The sequence below is a fragment of the Eremococcus coleocola ACS-139-V-Col8 genome (assembly GCF_000183205.1).
In the GTDB taxonomy this organism is placed as follows: Bacteria; Bacillota; Bacilli; order Lactobacillales; family Aerococcaceae; genus Eremococcus; species Eremococcus coleocola.
Genome location: NZ_AENN01000012.1, coordinates 1 through 18,634, shown reverse-complemented (window position 1 = coordinate 18,634; position 18,634 = coordinate 1). Strand labels below are relative to the sequence as shown.

The 18,634-nt window shown below is 39.1% G+C and carries 14 protein-coding genes and 1 other annotated feature (1 of these 15 cut by a window edge); of the genes, 10 read left to right on the top strand and 4 right to left on the bottom strand.

The window, feature by feature from the left end:
• Nucleotides 1–20 (top strand) — a sequence feature (ribosomal protein L10 leader region); it begins 107 nt to the left of the window's first position.
• A gap of 32 nt (nt 21–52) precedes the next feature.
• The 5 genes from rplJ to HMPREF9257_RS03455 all read left to right on the top strand — a co-directional run bounded on the left by rplJ (nt 53) and on the right by HMPREF9257_RS03455 (nt 4,839).
• Nucleotides 53–586, top strand: coding sequence for a 50S ribosomal protein L10 (rplJ, locus tag HMPREF9257_RS03475; RefSeq protein WP_006418073.1), 534 nt, complete (start codon nt 53–55; stop codon nt 584–586).
• A 31-nt stretch (nt 587–617) separates the two neighbouring features.
• On the top strand, nt 618–992 hold the full coding sequence (gene rplL, locus HMPREF9257_RS03470; RefSeq protein WP_006418080.1) for a 50S ribosomal protein L7/L12: 375 nt from the start codon (nt 618–620) through the stop codon (nt 990–992).
• A gap of 161 nt (nt 993–1,153) precedes the next feature.
• Entirely contained in the window at nt 1,154–1,852 is a 699-nt protein-coding gene (locus tag HMPREF9257_RS03465) for a response regulator transcription factor (protein ID WP_006418091.1), read from the top strand.
• Between the two features lies 1 nt (nt 1,853).
• Nucleotides 1,854–3,050, top strand: a complete 1,197-nt coding sequence (locus HMPREF9257_RS03460) for a sensor histidine kinase (RefSeq protein WP_006418086.1) — start codon at nt 1,854–1,856, stop codon at nt 3,048–3,050.
• 295 nt (nt 3,051–3,345) lie between these two features.
• Nucleotides 3,346–4,839, top strand: a complete 1,494-nt coding sequence (locus tag HMPREF9257_RS03455; RefSeq protein ID WP_006418099.1) for an LPXTG cell wall anchor domain-containing protein — start codon at nt 3,346–3,348, stop codon at nt 4,837–4,839.
• Between the two features lie 128 nt (nt 4,840–4,967).
• Here the strand turns inward: HMPREF9257_RS03455 and HMPREF9257_RS08730 are convergent, their stop codons facing one another.
• Both HMPREF9257_RS08730 and HMPREF9257_RS03445 read right to left on the bottom strand, forming a co-directional pair.
• Nucleotides 4,968–5,540 (bottom strand): thioredoxin family protein, encoded by a 573-nt coding sequence (locus tag HMPREF9257_RS08730; RefSeq protein WP_006418102.1) that lies wholly within the window; start codon nt 5,538–5,540, stop codon nt 4,968–4,970.
• 9 nt (nt 5,541–5,549) lie between these two features.
• Nucleotides 5,550–6,413: a Cof-type HAD-IIB family hydrolase gene (locus tag HMPREF9257_RS03445; protein WP_006418095.1), complete on the bottom strand. Its 864-nt coding sequence runs from the start codon at nt 6,411–6,413 to the stop codon at nt 5,550–5,552.
• Between the two features lie 205 nt (nt 6,414–6,618).
• On the opposite strand from HMPREF9257_RS03445, the gene HMPREF9257_RS03440 reads away from it, so the two are divergent.
• The 5 genes from HMPREF9257_RS03440 (at nt 6,619) to rpoC (ending at nt 17,624) form a co-directional block, all read left to right on the top strand.
• Complete coding sequence (locus tag HMPREF9257_RS03440) at nt 6,619–7,791, top strand: hypothetical protein (protein ID WP_006418098.1); 1,173 nt, start codon at nt 6,619–6,621, stop codon at nt 7,789–7,791.
• 65 nt (nt 7,792–7,856) lie between these two features.
• The gene (locus HMPREF9257_RS03435; RefSeq protein WP_006418087.1) at nt 7,857–8,468 is read left to right on the top strand and encodes a class I SAM-dependent methyltransferase; all 612 of its coding nucleotides are present in this window, start codon (nt 7,857–7,859) and stop codon (nt 8,466–8,468) included.
• 101 nt (nt 8,469–8,569) lie between these two features.
• Complete coding sequence (locus HMPREF9257_RS03430; RefSeq protein ID WP_006418082.1) at nt 8,570–9,988, top strand: DUF4767 domain-containing protein; 1,419 nt, start codon at nt 8,570–8,572, stop codon at nt 9,986–9,988.
• 311 nt (nt 9,989–10,299) lie between these two features.
• Nucleotides 10,300–13,920 (top strand): DNA-directed RNA polymerase subunit beta, encoded by a 3,621-nt coding sequence (gene rpoB, locus HMPREF9257_RS03425; protein ID WP_006418074.1) that lies wholly within the window; start codon nt 10,300–10,302, stop codon nt 13,918–13,920.
• 77 nt (nt 13,921–13,997) lie between these two features.
• On the top strand, nt 13,998–17,624 hold the full coding sequence (gene rpoC / locus HMPREF9257_RS03420; protein ID WP_006418088.1) for a DNA-directed RNA polymerase subunit beta': 3,627 nt from the start codon (nt 13,998–14,000) through the stop codon (nt 17,622–17,624).
• 48 nt (nt 17,625–17,672) lie between these two features.
• Here rpoC and HMPREF9257_RS09630 read toward each other — a convergent pair whose 3' ends face one another.
• Together HMPREF9257_RS09630 and HMPREF9257_RS09335 are read right to left on the bottom strand one after the other, a co-directional pair.
• Complete coding sequence (locus tag HMPREF9257_RS09630) at nt 17,673–18,350, bottom strand: prepilin peptidase (RefSeq protein ID WP_006418089.1); 678 nt, start codon at nt 18,348–18,350, stop codon at nt 17,673–17,675.
• On the bottom strand, nt 18,341–18,634 hold a 294-nt coding region (locus HMPREF9257_RS09335; protein ID WP_218015543.1), incomplete at its 5' end, for a hypothetical protein. The genes HMPREF9257_RS09630 and HMPREF9257_RS09335, both read right to left, overlap by 10 nt.

Below are 18,634 nucleotides of genomic sequence, written 5' to 3'. Positions count from 1 at the left end.
AGAGATTTTTATTTATAAAAATCTCTATCAACTTTATGGAGGTGAAAAAGATTTGGCAAGAGGATTAGTAACCGTTGAAGAAAAAGCAGCTCAAGTAGCTGCAATTTCTGAAAAATTACAAAATTCTGCATCTGTGATTGTTGTTGACTATCTAGGTCTTAACGTTGCTGAAGTGACTGAATTACGTAAACAATTACGTGAAGCAGGCGTTGAAATGCAAGTGTTAAAGAACACTATCTTACGTCGTGCAGCTAAGGATGCAAACATTGAAGGCCTTGACGAATATTTCGCAGGACCTACTGCCGTAGCATTTTCATCAGAAGACATCGTAGCACCTGCTAAGATCCTTTCTGAATTTGCTAAAAAGGCTGAAAACTTAAGTATCAAGGGTGGTCTAGTAGAAGGTAAAGTAGCGAACGTTGAAGTAATCAACCAAGTAGCATCTATGCCTGGACGCGAAGAACTCCTTGCGATGTTGGCGCAAGTATTACAAGCTCCAATCCGCAATACTGCATCTGTATTACAACAAATGTCTCCTGCGCTTAAGATGGCTTATGCCCTTAACGCTGTCATTGAAAGTAAATAATTAAAAACATATAAAATGGAGGAATTTTAAAATGGCATTAAATATTGAACAAATTATCGAAGATATCAAAGCAGCAACTGTTGTAGAATTAAACGACTTAGTAAAAGCAATCGAAGAAGAATTCGGCGTTTCTGCTGCTGCTCCTGTTGCTGTAGCTGCTGGTCCAGCTGCTGGTGGCGCTGCTGAAGAAGAAAAAACTGAATTTGACGTAGAATTAGTTTCTGCTGGTTCTGCTAAGATCAAAGTTATCAAAGCTGTTCGTGAAGCTACTGGCTTAGGCTTAAAAGAAGCTAAAGACTTAGTAGATGGCGCTCCTGCTGTTGTTAAAGAAGGTCTTTCTAAAGAAGACGCTGACGCATTAGTTGCAGCTATTACTGAAGCTGGCGGCGAAGCTAAAGCTAAATAATTTTCACCCGAAAATTAAAACAATAAACCAACCTCCGAGTGGGGTTGGTTTTTTCTTTGCTTGAAAATAACTTACAGTTATATTAAATAAGGTTAGTTAAAGACGAATTGATTAAAAATAAGGTATAATGGAGTAGAAATTGAAATGAAAGGATGATTGTTATGCGTGTCCTAGTAGTTGACGATGAAAAAGAAATTGTTGAATTACTTACCATATATCTAAAAAATGAAAGTTATGATGTGCTTCAAGCTTTTGATGGGGTGGAAGCTCTTGATTTAATTGCTAAGAATGATGATATAGACCTAGTTCTCTTAGATATCATGATGCCAAAGAAAAATGGTTTAGAGGTTCTTGAAGAAATCCGGAAACAAGGCTTGAACTTCCCAGTCATCTTCCTAACAGCAAAGGCAACTGATACGGATAAAATTACCGGTCTTTTTGCTGGAGCCGATGATTATGTGGCCAAGCCCTTTAACCCCTTAGAAGTGATTGCCCGCATTAAATCTTTATTCCGCCGGCAACAGCTTCTAAATCAACCCCCTCAAGCTAAAGACACTAGCAAGGTGGAAGTAGGCTCCATAACTATTGAAAAAGATTCCCATACTGTAACCACCTTATCCGGTCAAGATGTACAATTGACAGGGTCTGAATTTGATATTCTTTATTTACTGGCTACCCATTTAAATCAAGTTTTCTCAGCGGAAGATATTTTGCAAGAAGTTTGGCCCGAAGGTAATAAACCATCTTCTCAAACCGTCATGGTCCATGTCTCCCACTTACGGGATAAGCTAGAAGCAGCCACCAATGGTGAAAAAATCGTTAAAACGGTCTGGGGCCTAGGCTATAAGATTGTAGGCTAGTATGTTTAAGCGAATCATTAAAAAACGGATTAGTAATTTTGAAATCATTTCCCATATTATTTTTGTTGCGGGTGGCGTATCAATTATTTTCTTACTATTAATAACCGCTTATAAAAGCTTTCTATCCACCCCGACGAATATTGAGTTACAGACCCGGATTCGGCGTTGGATTATTGATACTCCGAATCTGTATAAATCGACCATTTGGGGATTTAATGTCAGTTACATTGTCATTCTGGTCTTATATACTTACTGGAGTACCAAACGTTTTCTAAATAAACGACACTTAGATTCGATTTTGGCTAAGATTGACTATTTTGCCCAGGGTCATTATTCAGAACGAATTCCAGTATCTGAGAAAGATAAGTACCATGTCGTTGCACAGAATATTAATAACCTGTTGGATAGTATTGAAGATTCCTTCCGAGAAAAAAAAGAATTAGAAAAATCAAAAGATGAATTAATTACCAATGTGGGTCACGATCTAAGAACGCCCTTAACTTCAATTGTGGGATACCTAGATCTCTTAAAGAATAAAGATAGCCTGAGTCCCCAAGAATATGATAAATATTTGGACATAGTCCTACGTAAAACAGGTCGGATGCAAGAATTAGTCAATGACTTCTTTGAATATAGCCGGTCGCAACAAACCTTAATTCGTCTTAATCAGGTGGATATTCCGCTAGAAGCTTTTATGGAGCAAGTAGTGGCTGATTTTCGCTGGGAAGCGGAAGCAAAAGGAATCGACTTAACGGTAGAAGTTGAGCCACATGATATCCAAGCGTATTTGGATCCGGATAAGTTTGCTCGTATCTTTGCTAATTTAATTAGCAATGCCTTCAAATATGGGCATGGAGCCACAGTCATTCACCTGATAGCTCGTGAAATTTCCAATTGTAATTATAAGACTTTAGCAGGCCGTCCTAATAATATTCCCTTACTAAAGGCGAAATACTCGGGGTCTAAATGGCTGGTTTTTGAAGTTCGTAATAATGGGACCCTCATTGCCGAAGATGAATTAGAAATGATCTTTGAACGGGCCTACCGGGCAGATCAATCTAGAACCAATGATATTCCAGGATCAGGCTTAGGCTTATCAATCGTCCGTAACTTTGTCCATGCCCATGGTGGCCAGACCTATGCCTTGATTGATCAAGACCAGATGGTCTTTCGGATTGTTATTCCCCAGACAGAATAAGATATTACAAATAGGTAACAGGATATATATATTCTGTTACCTGTTTGTTATTAAGAAAGCCTTAAGAAATACTTTACTTTATTAAATAATTATATATAATAAGTATTGTCAGCCAAACGAGTGGCCTAATTTCATAGATATTAAGAATTTCTTAAGACACTTAAATTAATTTTAAAAAAATTAAGAAAAAGCCTTGCAAAGTTCTTAAGAATTTGTTAATATTCTTATGAAGTTAAGTTTCTTAGGTTTTGAAGCAGACACATTATTATTTAGGAAAAGAAAGAGGTAAAGACTTATGAAAAAATCATTAGTTAAATTAGTAGCTTTATCAGCTACAGCAATGTCATTAGCAGCAGTTGCTACTCCAGCAGTAAATGCTTATTACAAAGATGCAGATAATGTTGAATACCAAACATTAGTTAATGTTTCTCAAGAACAATATGCTAAATTATTACCTGAAATTTCTCAAAAAATCGTTGAAGTTAAAGGTAAATTACCAGCTCAAGAAGCAGCTGTTAAAGCAGCAGATGAAAAGTTAGTAGAAGCTCAAAAAGCTTACGATTCAGCTAAAGGTGACTACGATGGTGCCAAAGCAGCTTACGAAAAAGCTTTAGCAGCTTCAGAAGCAGCTAAAAAAGAATTAGCTAACGCTAACCAAGCATTAAATGATTTAACTGCAAAATACGGCGAATATACTAAGAAAGTTGACGCTTTAGCTGAAGAAACACAACGTGCAATTGACTTAGCTGAACAAACTCGTGCAACTGAACTTGCAGAAGCAAATGCCATCGCTGAACCAGCTAGAATCGCAATGGAAGAAGCAACAACTGCAAAGGCTAATGCTGATAAAGCTCATGCCGATGCTGTTGCAGCCAATGCTGCTGCAGCCGATGCTGAAAAAGCTCCTTTCTCAGAAGCTGACTTAGATGCATTAGCACAAGCAGCTGCTCAAGCAGCTACTGCTTTAACAGAAGCTACAAATGTATATAATTCAAAAGTAATGGAACAAGAAAATGCAAAAGCAGCAGCTAACAAAAAAGCTGATGATGCTATCTCAGCAGCAAATGCAGCTCATACAACTAAGATGGCTGACTTAAACCGTGAATACAAAGTTTCTGATGTATACGGTGTAGATGCTAAAATTAAAGAAGCTAACGATCGCTTAGCAGCAGCTAAAGAAGCTGTTAAGAAAACTGATGCTGATGTAACCTCTACTAAAGCAGATTTAGACAAAGCGACTACTGAACTTGATACAGCTACTAAGAACTTAACTGCAGCAAAAATTAAAGTTGCTGACGAAAAAGCTAAATTAGCTGAATTATACAATGAAAAAGCATACTTAGAAGCTAACTTACATGAATTAGTAGTTGGTTCTAAAGCTAACTCTACTGATCCAAGCCGTCTTAACTTAAACAAAGAACAACAAGAAATCATTAAAGATATCACTGGTAAAGATTCAAAAGATTTACAAGATGCTTATGATAAAACTAAAGCAGAATTAGACAAATTAGTTAAAGAACGCGATGAAATGCGTAAAGAAGCTGAAAAAGAAACTCCAGCTCCTACAGATCCTAAAAAACCAGAAGAGTCTACAAAACCAGAAGAGTCTAAAAAACCATCTAATGACATGAAAGATGAAAGTAAAAAAGCTGAAAAACCAGCTGCTAAAGGTGGCGAAAAATTACCAGAAACTGGTGAAGCTTCTGACTCAGTAATCTTCGGTGCTGCTGCATTATCAATCTTAGCTGGATTAGGACTAGTTGCTCCTAAATTCAAAAAAGAAAACTAATTTAAATAATTAAGTTTAAAGAGAGATCGGTTATTCGGTCTCTTTTTATTTGCCATAAAAATAAAAAAGCCCAGCTTAGGTTAAATGGTTTCGCTTGAAGCGCCCAATCCTAAGCTGGGTTTGTTTTTTTATAAAGCTTTAAAGTCACGTAAGAAGTCTTCAAGTTCTTGCATGTCAGAGTTCTGGTTAACGAATTCGACGGGCTTACCGTCTTTAATAATAAAAGCATGGGGGACGGTTTCAATTCCTAGCTTGTCTGCCAAAGCAGTGGCATCAAAGGTATGGGTATTATAGTAATGGAGGGTCACATCTAACTCACTGGCGAGTTGATTGATTTTGGGACTAAATACTTTGCAATAAGGACATTCGTCAAAGCCTAAGTATAGGATAAATGGTTCTTGATCTGATGCTTTCATTCGTTGAGCTAACTCTTCTTCACTAGTAATTGCTTGAATCTGACTAAAGGACATTTGGTCAGCTAAAGATCCATCGGTATGTCTGATTTGGTCAAGGCTTTCATAAGTTGCTTTCTTTTCGGATGGACTTTCTTCTAATAACTCCTGACCTGATTCAAAGGCAATCATACTGATAGAAGATTTTTCTGGTTCATTTTTGTTAGAAGTCGTATTTTCTGAGCTAGCACAAGCAACTAGGCTGCTAGTAATAAAGCAGAGACAAGTTATTTTATAAGCTTTTTTCATTTAATTCACCTATTGATATTCCCCAGCAAGAATCGCTTCAATAACTTGAGCGACCCCATCCTGGGTATTGGGTGCGGCTAAGTATTTAGCGATTTTTTTCACTGGTTCAACCCCGTTTTCCATAGCAAATGAGTAACGGGCCATGCGGAGCATTGACCGGTCATTGAGCGAATCACCAATGGCAGCCACTTGGTCCATATTAATTCCTTTTTCTTTCAGGTAGGCCTGAATAGCAATCCCTTTTTGGGCTTTTTTATGGGTGATTTCTAAGTTATCTGGGGCGGAAGAAGTAATATCCAAGCTTGAAATTTGCCCAAATTGTGCTTGAAAGTCTTGAAGTACTTGGGCTTCGTCTGAGAAAATCATGATTTTCATTGGACTATGGTCAGGATTTAAATCATATTCATCTAAAGATTTAAGGTATTTTTCGTTGGCAACTAGCTGTGCTTGTGAAATTTCGGATAGATCGACTTTTTTACGCTTTGCTTCTTCTTCGAAGAATTTACGCATACGGGTTTGGTGGGCTGCTTTGTCTTTGATATAGATATTATCCATCGACATGAAAGAGTAATTAATCTGGTTTGTTTTTAAATAGTCCACCATATTTAGGACTTCTTGATATTCGATGGGGGTTGGATTATGAATTTTACCCTCTTGATCCCATAGGACGGCTCCATTTAGGGTAATGAAGGAACACTTTATCCCGTTAGCTTCTAATAAGGGTAAGGCAGAATGATAAGCTCTACCGGTTGCGATAATAAACTCAATGCCCGCTGCCTGTAAAGCCTTAATGGCTTTGACAGTTCGTTCACTTAGGACATGGTATTCATTTAATAGCGTCCCATCCATATCGGATGCAAATACTTTTATCATGAGAGACCTCCAATATCTTACTGTATGGATAAAGTATAACAGATTTTTGTAAATTAATTGTATAGATTAACTTTAAATTATATCTTTACTGCTAGAATTTGACTTTTATCTACTGACTTTTGTTGGGATAAGATATAATTGCTTAATAAGAGTATTTATACTAAAATGGTGAGTGATTATAACAGATAAATGGAAGGTTGGGACAATGTTTAAGAAATATAAGCGTGTCATTTCTTTGTTTACTATGCTTATAATGGCTAGTTTTGGTCTACAAACTTCAATCATGTATATGCAAGGAAATAAATTGGTCTTTGCCCAAGATAATACGAGTGGATCCTTACCTGAGTCAAATCCAGAATCGACGAGTATGCCTGAATCTTCAGGTGAGATTGAAACAAGTATCTCAGAATCCATCCCTGAAAGAGAAACAAGCGAGGAATCATCAAGTGCTGATGAATCAGAGGAAACTGGTAATTCGGAGCATAGAGGCACTTCACATGAAGCGTCGAATGTTGAAACGCCTGACTTATTAAATATTCCTTATCTCCCCTTTGTTAAGAATATATTTGCTAGTCAAGGGGAGGCTGATACTTTTATTCAACTCATTAAAGAGGATCCGGATGCTCAAAATCAATTTAAAGTTGAAAAAAAGCCAGTTGGGTCTAGCGATGGCTATATGGTTACCTTGAATTATGCAGATGATGCCAGTGAAGGTAAACGATATATTTTATTTTATGCTAGAGCAGAACTTTCTAGTATTGATGAAGCTTACCAGTTAGGAAATGAAATTATGAATACCTATCCAGATTTATTTTTTGACTATGAACCCTGGATGGTTTCGGATGGAGTGTATGACCTTATCCTGGGTATTCGCTATCAAGTAAATACCCCCGATATTGATTTCAATGAGCGTCTGCACCGTTTAACCTATAAGGGGGCTCGTCTACCTCATACTTATACCATTGAACGTGATGAAAATGGGGAATTTCCCGATAAAATTCGCTCCATCATTGAAGCGCAAACAAGACCTTCGCATGATTTCACCGAAACAATTGATGAGGCCCAAGGAATTAAGACGGTTACCATAACCCCCATCGACTATACAGCGGAGTCCTTATCTTCAGTTTCTAATGATTCAAATAATTCAGAGAGTGAGGATGAATCGGTAACTTCTTTGAGACAGGTATCGCTGATTCCTGTATCTTCAAGTTCATTAGACCGAGTGACAAGTTCTTTGGTTTTTGAATCTAAAGAGGATAAGTTATTTGGATTTCTACCTTACTCGGGTGATTTATCCAATTTAGTTCTGCTTGCGGTATCAGCCATTGTGTTTATTGTGGGTCTGATTATTTTAATTACCTCTGTACGTAAAACCTAGCTCGATTGGTTTATTTGCCGAGAAAAAGTGATTATGTCCCTTATTTGTTAGAAAGGTAGGAGTTTATGGCAGACCATTATTATACGGCGACACCCCATAGCCAGAGTAATCAACAAACCATTGAAGTGAAGCTGGTAGGTCTTGACTTACATTTCACAACAGATAATGGAGTTTTTTCAAAACAGAGAATGGACTTTGGCTCTCATTTATTAGTTGAGACTTTTGCTCAAGAAGTGCAACTGGCTGAATCAATCTTAGATTTGGGTGCGGGCTATGGTGCTATGACCATCGCCCTAGCCAAGCTATATCCCCAAGCTCACCTAGTGGGAGTTGAGCTAAATGAACGGGCTTTGAATTTGGCTCAGACTAATCAAGACTTGAATCGGGTGGAATCAATTTCTTGGCTTCAAGCGGATGCGACGAGTATCAATCTCGATGTCATGTTTGATTTTGTGATCACCAATCCACCGATTAGGGCAGGTAAAGCTGTGATTCAGGCTTTTGTTGATCAGGCTTATAAGTATTTAAATCCAGGTGGCCAAGTTTGGGTAGTCATTCAAAAGAAACAAGGAGCACCTTCTATGATGGACTATCTTCAAGCAAGTTTTGGAAATGTGACCAAGTTAAAACAAGACAAGGGTTACTGGATTCTTGTGAGTACAAAAGAATCAGTATAAAGTAGGACCGGCATATTTGTAAGCCGGTCTTTTTTGTTACCGGTTTGAAAGTGTTTGTATTCTTGTTTGTTAGCATGATAGACTTATCTTGAGGTGAGGTTATGAAAAAAATATGGGGACAAATTATTGCTGGGTTAGCTGTAGGTTTAATTTTCTTTTCAGGAACGCCGCTTGTCTTGGCAGAGAGTGTCGGCTTAGACCAGATGATTAAATCTGAGGCCTGGTATGGTCAGCTTGACCAAGATTTTACCGCTTGGGCGGTCAATATGGGACAATCATATGTTCGCTATTATCCTGGTGACCAGATGGATGATTTTAATCACGCTGGTTATAGTATCCGTGATATGTTTCAAGATATGGCGGTAGGCGACCAACATGTGGTCCCAGTCTTAGCCCATGAGGCAGGACCGGATGACCAATATGTGGTCCATGCTATTTATTCAACTTATGATAAAGAAAATCCGCCTATGCGAGTGATTACTTATTTAATGGTGACGGGACCTAACGGTTATCAAACTTTAGTTGCGGAACAGATGGAGGGTAATTTTTTAGTCTTTAATCCGACTCGTAACCAAGATTTAGCTGCTTTAAGTCAAGCGGTAGATGAAAATTTTGGGCAAGAAAGCGGTGGTCGGAGTCTGGAAGAAAATTCAGAGTCAAATAGTGACCAGCTAACCTTAGATGACCATGGTCAACCCAAGCCTTTACTTTCTCAAGATGGTCATGATATATTTAAGGAATTCGCTCAGTTCTTAGTCGACTATGGGGGACAAGCTCAAGATTATCAACAAGTTTTAGGTGGCAATGCCGACCCTAATGAGCAGAACCGAACAGTGACTATTGATGACCAAGTCTATCAGTGGGGTCCGGCTGAAGGGGCTGACTATAATGATGCTGTGGTTCTGCACAATGTCTCAACGGATGAATGGCAATTTCTGCTGAAGGAACCCAATCAATTTCGATTTAAGCTAGTTCAGTTGCTGGAAGATAACTTTTACCAAACCGTAGACGATCCTCCACTTATTGAGGGCTATATCCGAATTCATTATGGCTTACCGGCTTTAGCATATTACTACGATGTTAATCAAATTACCCCAGCTGTATCGAATTTGGATGCTATAGAAAAAGATTTAAGCTTTCTTTATTTGAATCGGGACCAAACTTTTACGATTGCTGATTTTGAAAAGTACTTACGTACGACCAATTCTAGTATTTTACCGAAGGATAGTCTAGTAGTAGGGAAATCCTATGATTTCCAAGATGATCAAGGCATTCGCAATTACTCATCCGTGGAAGAGAATGGCAAGGGGAATTTTACCTATCATCTCGACCAAGGGGGCCCGGTCTTTACTTGGAATGCTTTTGCCTATAAGGGGAATATTGTTTCAGTCAGTTGGCATCAGGGGCCAGAAGGCAAGGTTGCCCTTTTAGATGGGGAAACATATAATGAGCTTTCTTCCTTTACCATTACGGTGGATGATATTCAAGCTTATTGGGATGCGACTAGAAATGATAATTAGATGCGCATTTATATTCAAGTGAATCTAACTAAAAATTAGAGAGGTCCCCCTAAAGGGAGGCTTGCTTTTTTATTAAAAATGTAGTATTGTTAATAGATGTAAAGATTAATTAGATGTAGAAGAATGGCTTGAAATATTGTCCAGGCCAGGCTTCGTCCGGATAAAACAAAAGAGTGTGCCAAGTAAGAGCATAGACTTTTGTCTTTTTTTTGTCTTTTTTTCGGGGTAATTGCGCTTTTGTTAATGAAATGTAAATTTTGTAAACAAATCGTAACATCTTCTGGGTCTTAATAAATAAAGGGGTGAAAAGCTTGAGTCATCATCATATTGTTAAATATGGTAAGAAAGCCGAACGTCGATCATATTCACGTATTCATGAAGTTCTTGAGATGCCAAACTTAATTGAAATCCAAACCGATTCCTATCAATGGTTCTTGGATGAAGGATTACAATTGATGTTTGATGATATCTCTCCAATTGTTGACCACTCAGAGAATTTAGAATTACATTTTGTTGGTTATTCTTTAAAGGAAGCTAAATATGATGTCAATGAGGCACGTAGTCATGATGCTAACTATTCTCGACCAATCTATGTTACTTTGCGCTTAATCAATAAAGAAACCGGAGAAGTTAAGGAACAAGAAGTCTTCTTTGGTGATTTCCCAATGATGACCGAAATGGGAACCTTCATTATTAATGGGGCGGAACGGGTTATTGTTTCTCAATTAGTCCGCTCACCAAGTGTTTATTTCCATGACCGGGTTGATAAGAAAAACCGTCATACCTTCACTACGACAGTTATTCCTAACCGGGGTGCCTGGTTAGAGTTCGAAACGGATGCTAAAGGTGTGGCCTATACCCGGATCGACCGAACCCGTAAATTACCAATGACCGAATTAATTCGAGCCCTTGGTTTTGAATCTGATGAAGAAATCATCGATATCTTTACGGAATCTGACTTACTCGAAGCAACCCTTGATAAAGATGTTCATAAAAATATTGCTGATTCTCGGATTGAAGAATCTTTGAAAGACATTTATGAACGTCTAAGACCAGGCGAACCTAAGACAGCTGAATCATCCCGTAATTTATTAATTGCTCGTTTCTTCGATCCACGTCGCTATGACTTGGCTCCTGTTGGACGTTATAAAATTAATAAAAAATTAAATCTTAAATACCGTCTACAAGGATTAACCTTGGCGGAAAACCTTGCTGACCCTGAAACGGGTGAAATTATCTTCCCTGAGGGTACTGAATTAACCCATGATAAGATGGATACTTTAATTCCTTATCTTGAAAATAATATCAACTTAGTAACATTATATCCTTCAGAAGAAGGAGTCTTGGGTGAACCGGTTGATGTGCAAATTATCAAGGTTTACTCTCCGCGTGACCCTGAGAAAGTGATTAACATTATTGGTAATGGTAATATCACGCCAGATGTACGATCTCTAACGCCAGCTGATATTATTGCTTCTGCAAACTATTATCTATTCTTAGATTATGGTATTGGTGTGTCTGATGATATTGACCACTTGGGTAACCGTCGGATTCGGTCTGTCGGTGAATTGCTACAAAACCAATTCCGTATCGGTCTTTCTCGGATGGAGCGGGTGGTACGTGAACGGATGTCATTACAAGATACCTCTTCAATGACTCCGCAACAATTAATTAATATCCGTCCAGTAGTAGCGGCAATTAAAGAATTCTTTGGTTCTTCTCAATTGTCTCAATTCATGGATCAATCCAATCCATTGGGTGAGTTGACTCATAAACGTCGTCTTTCTGCCTTAGGACCTGGTGGTTTAACCCGGGACCGGGCTGGTTATGAAGTGCGTGACGTTCACTATACTCACTATGGTCGGATGTGTCCGATTGAAACCCCAGAAGGTCCAAACATTGGTTTGATTAATAACTTAGCAAGTTACGCTAAGATTAATGAATATGGCTTCATTGAAACCCCATATCGTAAGGTGGACAAAGCCACCCATAAACCAACGGATCAAATTGATTACTTAACTGCTGACGAAGAAGATTACTATGTGGTAGCCCAAGCTAACTCTAAGTTAAATGAAGATGGTAGCTTTGCTAATGAAACGGTTATGGCACGTTATGTGGATGAAAACTTGGAAATCCCAATTGAGCGGGTAGACTATATGGATGTGTCACCGAAACAAGTTGTTTCGGTTGCGACAGCGTCTATTCCATTCTTAGAAAATGATGACTCCAACCGGGCCTTGATGGGAGCTAACATGCAACGGCAAGCTGTGCCACTCTTGAAACCACATGCTCCATTTGTCGGAACCGGGATTGAATATCAAGCCGCCCATGACTCTGGTGCTGCCCTTCTATGTAAACGTGATGGCCAGGTTATCTACGTTGATGCCAATGAAGTCAAAGTTCAACTCGAAGACGGTTCAGTTGATTCTTATCATTTAACTAAGTTTGCCCGGTCTAATGCGGGTACTTGCTACAATCAACGTCCATTAGTTAGAACCGGTGAACAAGTTGAAAAAGGTGATATTCTTGCGGATGGTCCTTCAATGCAAAATGGGGAAATGTCTCTAGGTCAAAATCCACTGGTCGCCTTTATGACTTGGGATGGCTATAACTATGAAGATGCCATTATCATGTCAGAACGTTTAGTTAAAGATGATGTTTATACTTCAATTCATATTGAAGAATATGAATCTGAAGCTCGTGATACTAAATTAGGACCTGAAGAAATAACGCGTGAAATTCCTAATGTGAGTGAAGATGCCCTTAAATACTTAGATAAAGACGGTATTATTGCCATTGGTGCGGAAGTACGTGATGGTGATATCCTAGTTGGTAAAGTTACCCCTAAAGGTGTAACTGAATTATCAGCTGAAGAACGTTTATTACATGCTATCTTTGGTGAAAAAGCCCGTGAAGTAAGAGATACCTCGCTACGTGTACCTCATGGTGGTGGCGGTATCGTCCACGATGTTAAGATTTTCACCCGTGAAAATGGCGATGAATTATCACCAGGTGTTAACATGCTCGTTCGGGTCTTCATCGTTCAAAAACGTAAGATTCAAGTTGGGGATAAAATGGCTGGACGTCATGGTAATAAAGGGGTTGTTTCCCTTATCGTGCCAGAAGAAGATATGCCATTCTTACCAGATGGTACTCCAGTTGATATCATGTTGAACCCATTAGGGGTTCCTTCTCGGATGAACATCGGACAAGTATTTGAACTTCACTTAGGTATGGCTGCTCGTTCTCTAGGTATCAATATTGCTACACCAGTCTTTGATGGGGCCAATGAAAATGATGTTTGGGAAACTGTTAAAGAAGCAGGTATGGCTGAAGATGCCAAGACCATTCTGTATGATGGTCGGACCGGTGAACCGTTTGACCGTAAGGTTTCCGTTGGGGTTATGTACATGATGAAATTAGGCCACATGGTTGATGATAAGCTCCATGCTCGTTCAACTGGACCTTACTCACTCGTTACCCAACAACCATTGGGTGGTAAAGCTCAATTTGGTGGCCAACGGTTTGGTGAAATGGAAGTTTGGGCCCTTGAAGCTTACGGTGCAGCCTATACCCTCCAAGAAATCTTGACTTATAAGTCAGATGATGTGGTTGGTCGGGTTAAGACCTATGAAGCCATTGTTAAGGGGGAACAAATTCCGCGCCCAGGCGTTCCTGAGTCCTTCCGTGTCCTTGTAAAAGAATTACAAGCCCTTGGTTTAGACCTAAAAGTACTAGATCAAGATGATCAAGAAATCGACCTCCAAGACGATGAAGACGAAGATGACGTAGTCAACTTCAATGCCTTAGAGAAGTTCAAAGAAGAACAAAAACAAGCTGAACATAAAGAACTTGAAGAAGAGTTCGCGGAAGAAGAGGTAGACGACCCAGAAGAAGTCACTGCCGCTTTGACCGATGATGATCAAGAATAATATTGGCTAATGAAATGATGAAGGGCTGGACTTTTGTCCCGCTCCCAGATCATTTAAAAAATAAGGAGGTTGGCCCTTTGATAGATGTAAACAATTTCGAATCTATGCAAATTGGTTTGGCATCCCCAGAAAAAATTCGTTCATGGTCTTATGGTGAAGTAAAGAAACCAGAAACCATTAACTACCGTACTTTGAAACCAGAAAAAGATGGTTTATTCTGCGAGCGAATTTTTGGCCCAACGAAAGATTGGGAATGTGCCTGTGGTAAATATAAACGGATCCGTTACAAAGGTCGGGTTTGTGAACGTTGTGGGGTTGAAGTAACCCGCGCTAAAGTGCGTCGTGAACGAATGGGACACATTGAACTTGCTGCCCCAGTAACTCATGTTTGGTACTTTAAAGGTATTCCAAGTCGGATGGGTCTAGTTTTAGACTTAAGTCCACGTTTATTAGAAGAAGTCATCTACTTTGCATCTTATATTGTGATTGATGCGGGCGATACTGATTTGGAACCTAAATCATTATTAACTGAAACTGAATACCGGGAAAAACGTCGGGAATATGGCAACCGTTTTGTGGCTAAGATGGGTGCTGAAGCAATCAAAGACTTATTAGAAAAAGTAGATCTTGAAGCTGAAGTAGCCGAACTTAGAGACATCTTAAAGACTGCGACTGGTCAAAAACGGACCCGTGCCGTGCGTCGTTTGGAAATTTTGGATTCCTTTGTGGCTTCAGGTAATAAACCATCTTGGATGGTTATGGAAGCTTTACCAGTTATTCCACCTGAATTACGCCCAATGGTCCAATTAGAAGGCGGTCGTTTTGCAACGTCTGATTTAAATGACCTTTACCGTCGGGTAATTAACCGGAATAACCGGTTAAAACGCTTATTAGATCTAGGTGCACCAAATATTATCGTACAAAATGAAAAACGGATGCTTCAAGAAGCAGTCGATTCATTGATTGATAATGGTCGTCGTGGTCGTGCTGTAACTGGTCCTGGTAACCGTCCATTAAAATCTCTTTCTCATATGCTTAAAGGGAAACAAGGTCGTTTCCGTCAAAACTTACTAGGTAAACGGGTAGACTATTCTGGGCGGTCTGTTATCGTCGTTGGACCAAGTCTAAAAATGTACCAATGTGGTTTACCAAAAGAAATGGCCATTGAATTATTCAAGCCATTTGTCATGAAAGAATTAGTTGACCGTGAAATCGCGGGCAATATCAAGACAGCTAAACGGATGATTGAAACTCAAGATAACCGGATTTGGCCAGTCATTGAAGAAGTGATTCGGGAACACCCAGTTCTATTAAACCGGGCACCGACACTCCACCGTTTAGGTATCCAAGCCTTCGAACCAACCTTGGTTGAAGGTAAAGCGATTCGTCTTCACCCCTTAGTCTGTGAAGCATACAATGCCGACTTCGATGGGGACCAAATGGCGATTCACGTACCACTTTCCGAAGAAGCCCAAGCTGAAGCTCGGTTACTCATGTTAGCCGCACAACATATCTTGAACCCTAAAGATGGTAAACCTGTTGTTACCCCTTCTCAAGATATGGTTTTAGGTAATTATTACCTAACGCTTGAAGAAACTGGCCGTGAAGGTGAAGGTATGGTAATTGGATCTGTTGAAGAAGCTGAAATTGCCTGCCAAAATGGCTATGCTCACTTACATACTCGTGTTGCAATTCCTGCCCGTGCAATTAAAGGTAAACCATTTACTGATTGGCAAAAAGACCGTCTTATGGTGACAACCATTGGTAAAATTATTTTCAACCAAATTATGCCAGTGGAATTCCCTTATTTAAATGAAGCGTCTAATGAAAATCTCATTGAAAAAACTCCAGATAAGTATTTCTTAGAAAAAGGAACTGACGTGAAGGCAGCGATTGAAGCTATGCCAATTGTAGGACCATTTAAGAAGAAAGACTTAGGAAACATCATCGCTGAAGTCTTCAAACGCTTCAAAGTAACGCAAACATCTGAAATGCTAGATAAATTGAAGAATCAAGGTTACAAATATTCTTCACGGTCTGGTATTACAGTTGGGGTTGCGGACGTTATCCGTCTTGAATCTAAACCAGGAATTTTAGAAAATGCCCATGACCGGGTTGAAAAGATTACTAAGCAATACCGTCGTGGTTTAATTACTGAAGATGAACGTTACCAAAGCGTTATTTCAACTTGGGAAAAAGCAAAAGACCAAATCCAACATGACTTGGTTGAATCTCTTCCAGCGCTTAACCCAATCAATATGATGTCTGATTCAGGTGCCCGTGGTAATATCTCTAACTTTACTCAGTTAGCCGGTATGCGTGGAAACATGGCAGCCCCATCTGGTAAGATTATTGAATTACCAATCACTTCTAATTTCCGGGAAGGTTTGTCCGTCTTGGAGATGTTCATCTCAACTCACGGTGCCCGTAAAGGTATGACCGATACGGCCTTGAAGACCGCTGACTCTGGTTACTTAACTCGTCGTTTAGTTGACGTAGCCCAAGATGTTATCGTCCGTGAAGATGATTGTGGTACTGATAAAGGTGTAGAAGTTCGTGCGATTATGGACGGTAATTCTGTGACTGAATCACTGGAAGAACGTCTAATCGGCCGTTATACTCAAAAAACGGTTAAAGATCCTCAAACTGGCCAAGATATTATCGGACCAAATCAATTAATTGATGAAGATACTGCAGCTAAGATTGTTGCAGCTGGAATTGAAGCCGTAACGATCCGCTCTGTCTTCACTTGTGACACAGACCACGGTGTATGTAAACACTGTTATGGTCGTAACTTAGCCACAGGTGCTGAAGTTGAAGTCGGTGAAGCGGTCGGAACGATTGCGGCACAGTCAATCGGTGAACCAGGTACTCAGTTAACCATGCGTACCTTCCATACCGGTGGTGTTGCCGGTGGTGGCGATATCACTCAAGGTTTGCCTCGTATCCAAGAAATTTTTGAAGCCCGTCATCCTAAAGGTCAAGCAACCATTACTGAAGTAGCTGGTACGGTAGAATCCATTGAAGAAAAAGCTTCAGATCGTACTAAAGATATTACTATTAAGGGTATTACCGATACGCGTACTTACAATGTGCCATTCCAAGCCCGTCTTAAAGTTGTGGAAGGTGACACTGTTAAACGGGGTCAACCACTGACTGAAGGTTCAATTGATCCAAAAGAATTACTCCGGATTACGGATGTTTTATCTGTTGAAACTTATCTATTAGATGAGGTTCAAGGTGTATACCGTAGCCAAGGGGTAGAAATTGGCGATAAGCACGTTGAAGTAATGGTACGTCAAATGTTACGTAAAGTCCGTGTAATGGATCCAGCATCAACTGATATCTTGCCTGGCTCCTTAATGGATATTGCTGACTTTACTAAAGCCAATATGGCCTCCATTATGTCAGGCGAAACACCTGCGACAGCTCGTCCAGTTCTTCTCGGTATCACTAAGGCTGCTCTAGAAACTAAATCCTTTATTTCAGCAGCTTCCTTCCAAGAAACGACACGTGTCTTAACTGATGCGGCTATTCGTGGGGACAAAGACCGTCTAATTGGTTTGAAGGAAAATGTTATCATAGGTAAGCTAATACCAGCTGGTACTGGTATGCGTCGTTACCGTGATATTCAAACTTCAACTCATGAGGAAGAATTAACGGATATTGCACAAGAATTAACTGAAGAAGTTTCGGTTGATTAATTTATTAATAAATCTAGACCAAGCAAGAAAGTTTCTTGCTTGGTCTTTTTATATTTGAAGTAAAATATGTAAAGGCAGAAAAGCTAATACAAGGAAGGGGACGAAGGGGATCTGTCTAACCTTTGTGATTAAACAACAACAAAGTCCACTTGATGCAGCAAGAAAGAAAAAATAAGGAATAAATTCAAAAGGTAAACAGACACATAGGATTCCAATCAATTTAAGGTCTGCACCGCCGATATAGTTAGTAAAAAAGAAATAAAGTATCGTCAAAATAAATAGAATGAAGAAATGGTGGTAAGAAATAAAAAGAAGCCTGAAAGTAAAATAATTATAAAAAAGGAGAATGAAAAGGCCTATTTGAAATAAGTCGGGAATATACTGATAGCTTAAATCAAAACAGATCATTAGAAATAATATGCTATAGAATAAGTAATAATAAAGGCTGTTGTTAAAATATATGTAGACAATAGAAAAGATAAGTCCAAGTGTAAGCTCGCTTAGGGGGTAAATGGGATTAATTATTTGCTTGCAGTCGGGACAAGTACCGCGATAGTAAAGATAAGAAAAAATAGGGATTAATTCTCGCCATGATAAGTGGCGGCCACAGCAATCGCAGACAGATCGACCCAGAAAAAAACTAAATAAGTGATTCCATCGATGGACTAAACATAATTCTAAGGATCCCAAAAAACAGCCGGCTACAAAAACTAAAACTAACCACATAAAGCACCTCCTTTATTAAATACCCTAAATCTAGTCAATTCCTTGGAAGAAACGCCAGAATTTAAATACCCTAAACCTCGTAGAAGTAAGAATAAAGCTGGAAAACGAAGAAAAATAAAAAATACGAAAAAATTAAAAAAATCGTTGACATGAATTAGAATAGGTGATATTATACTATCTGTTGCCGATACAAAGGGCGAACGAAAATAAACAAGTTTAAAATAAATAAAAAAACTTGTTGACAAACGTTTAACATGATGGTAACATATAGAAGTTGTCACTTG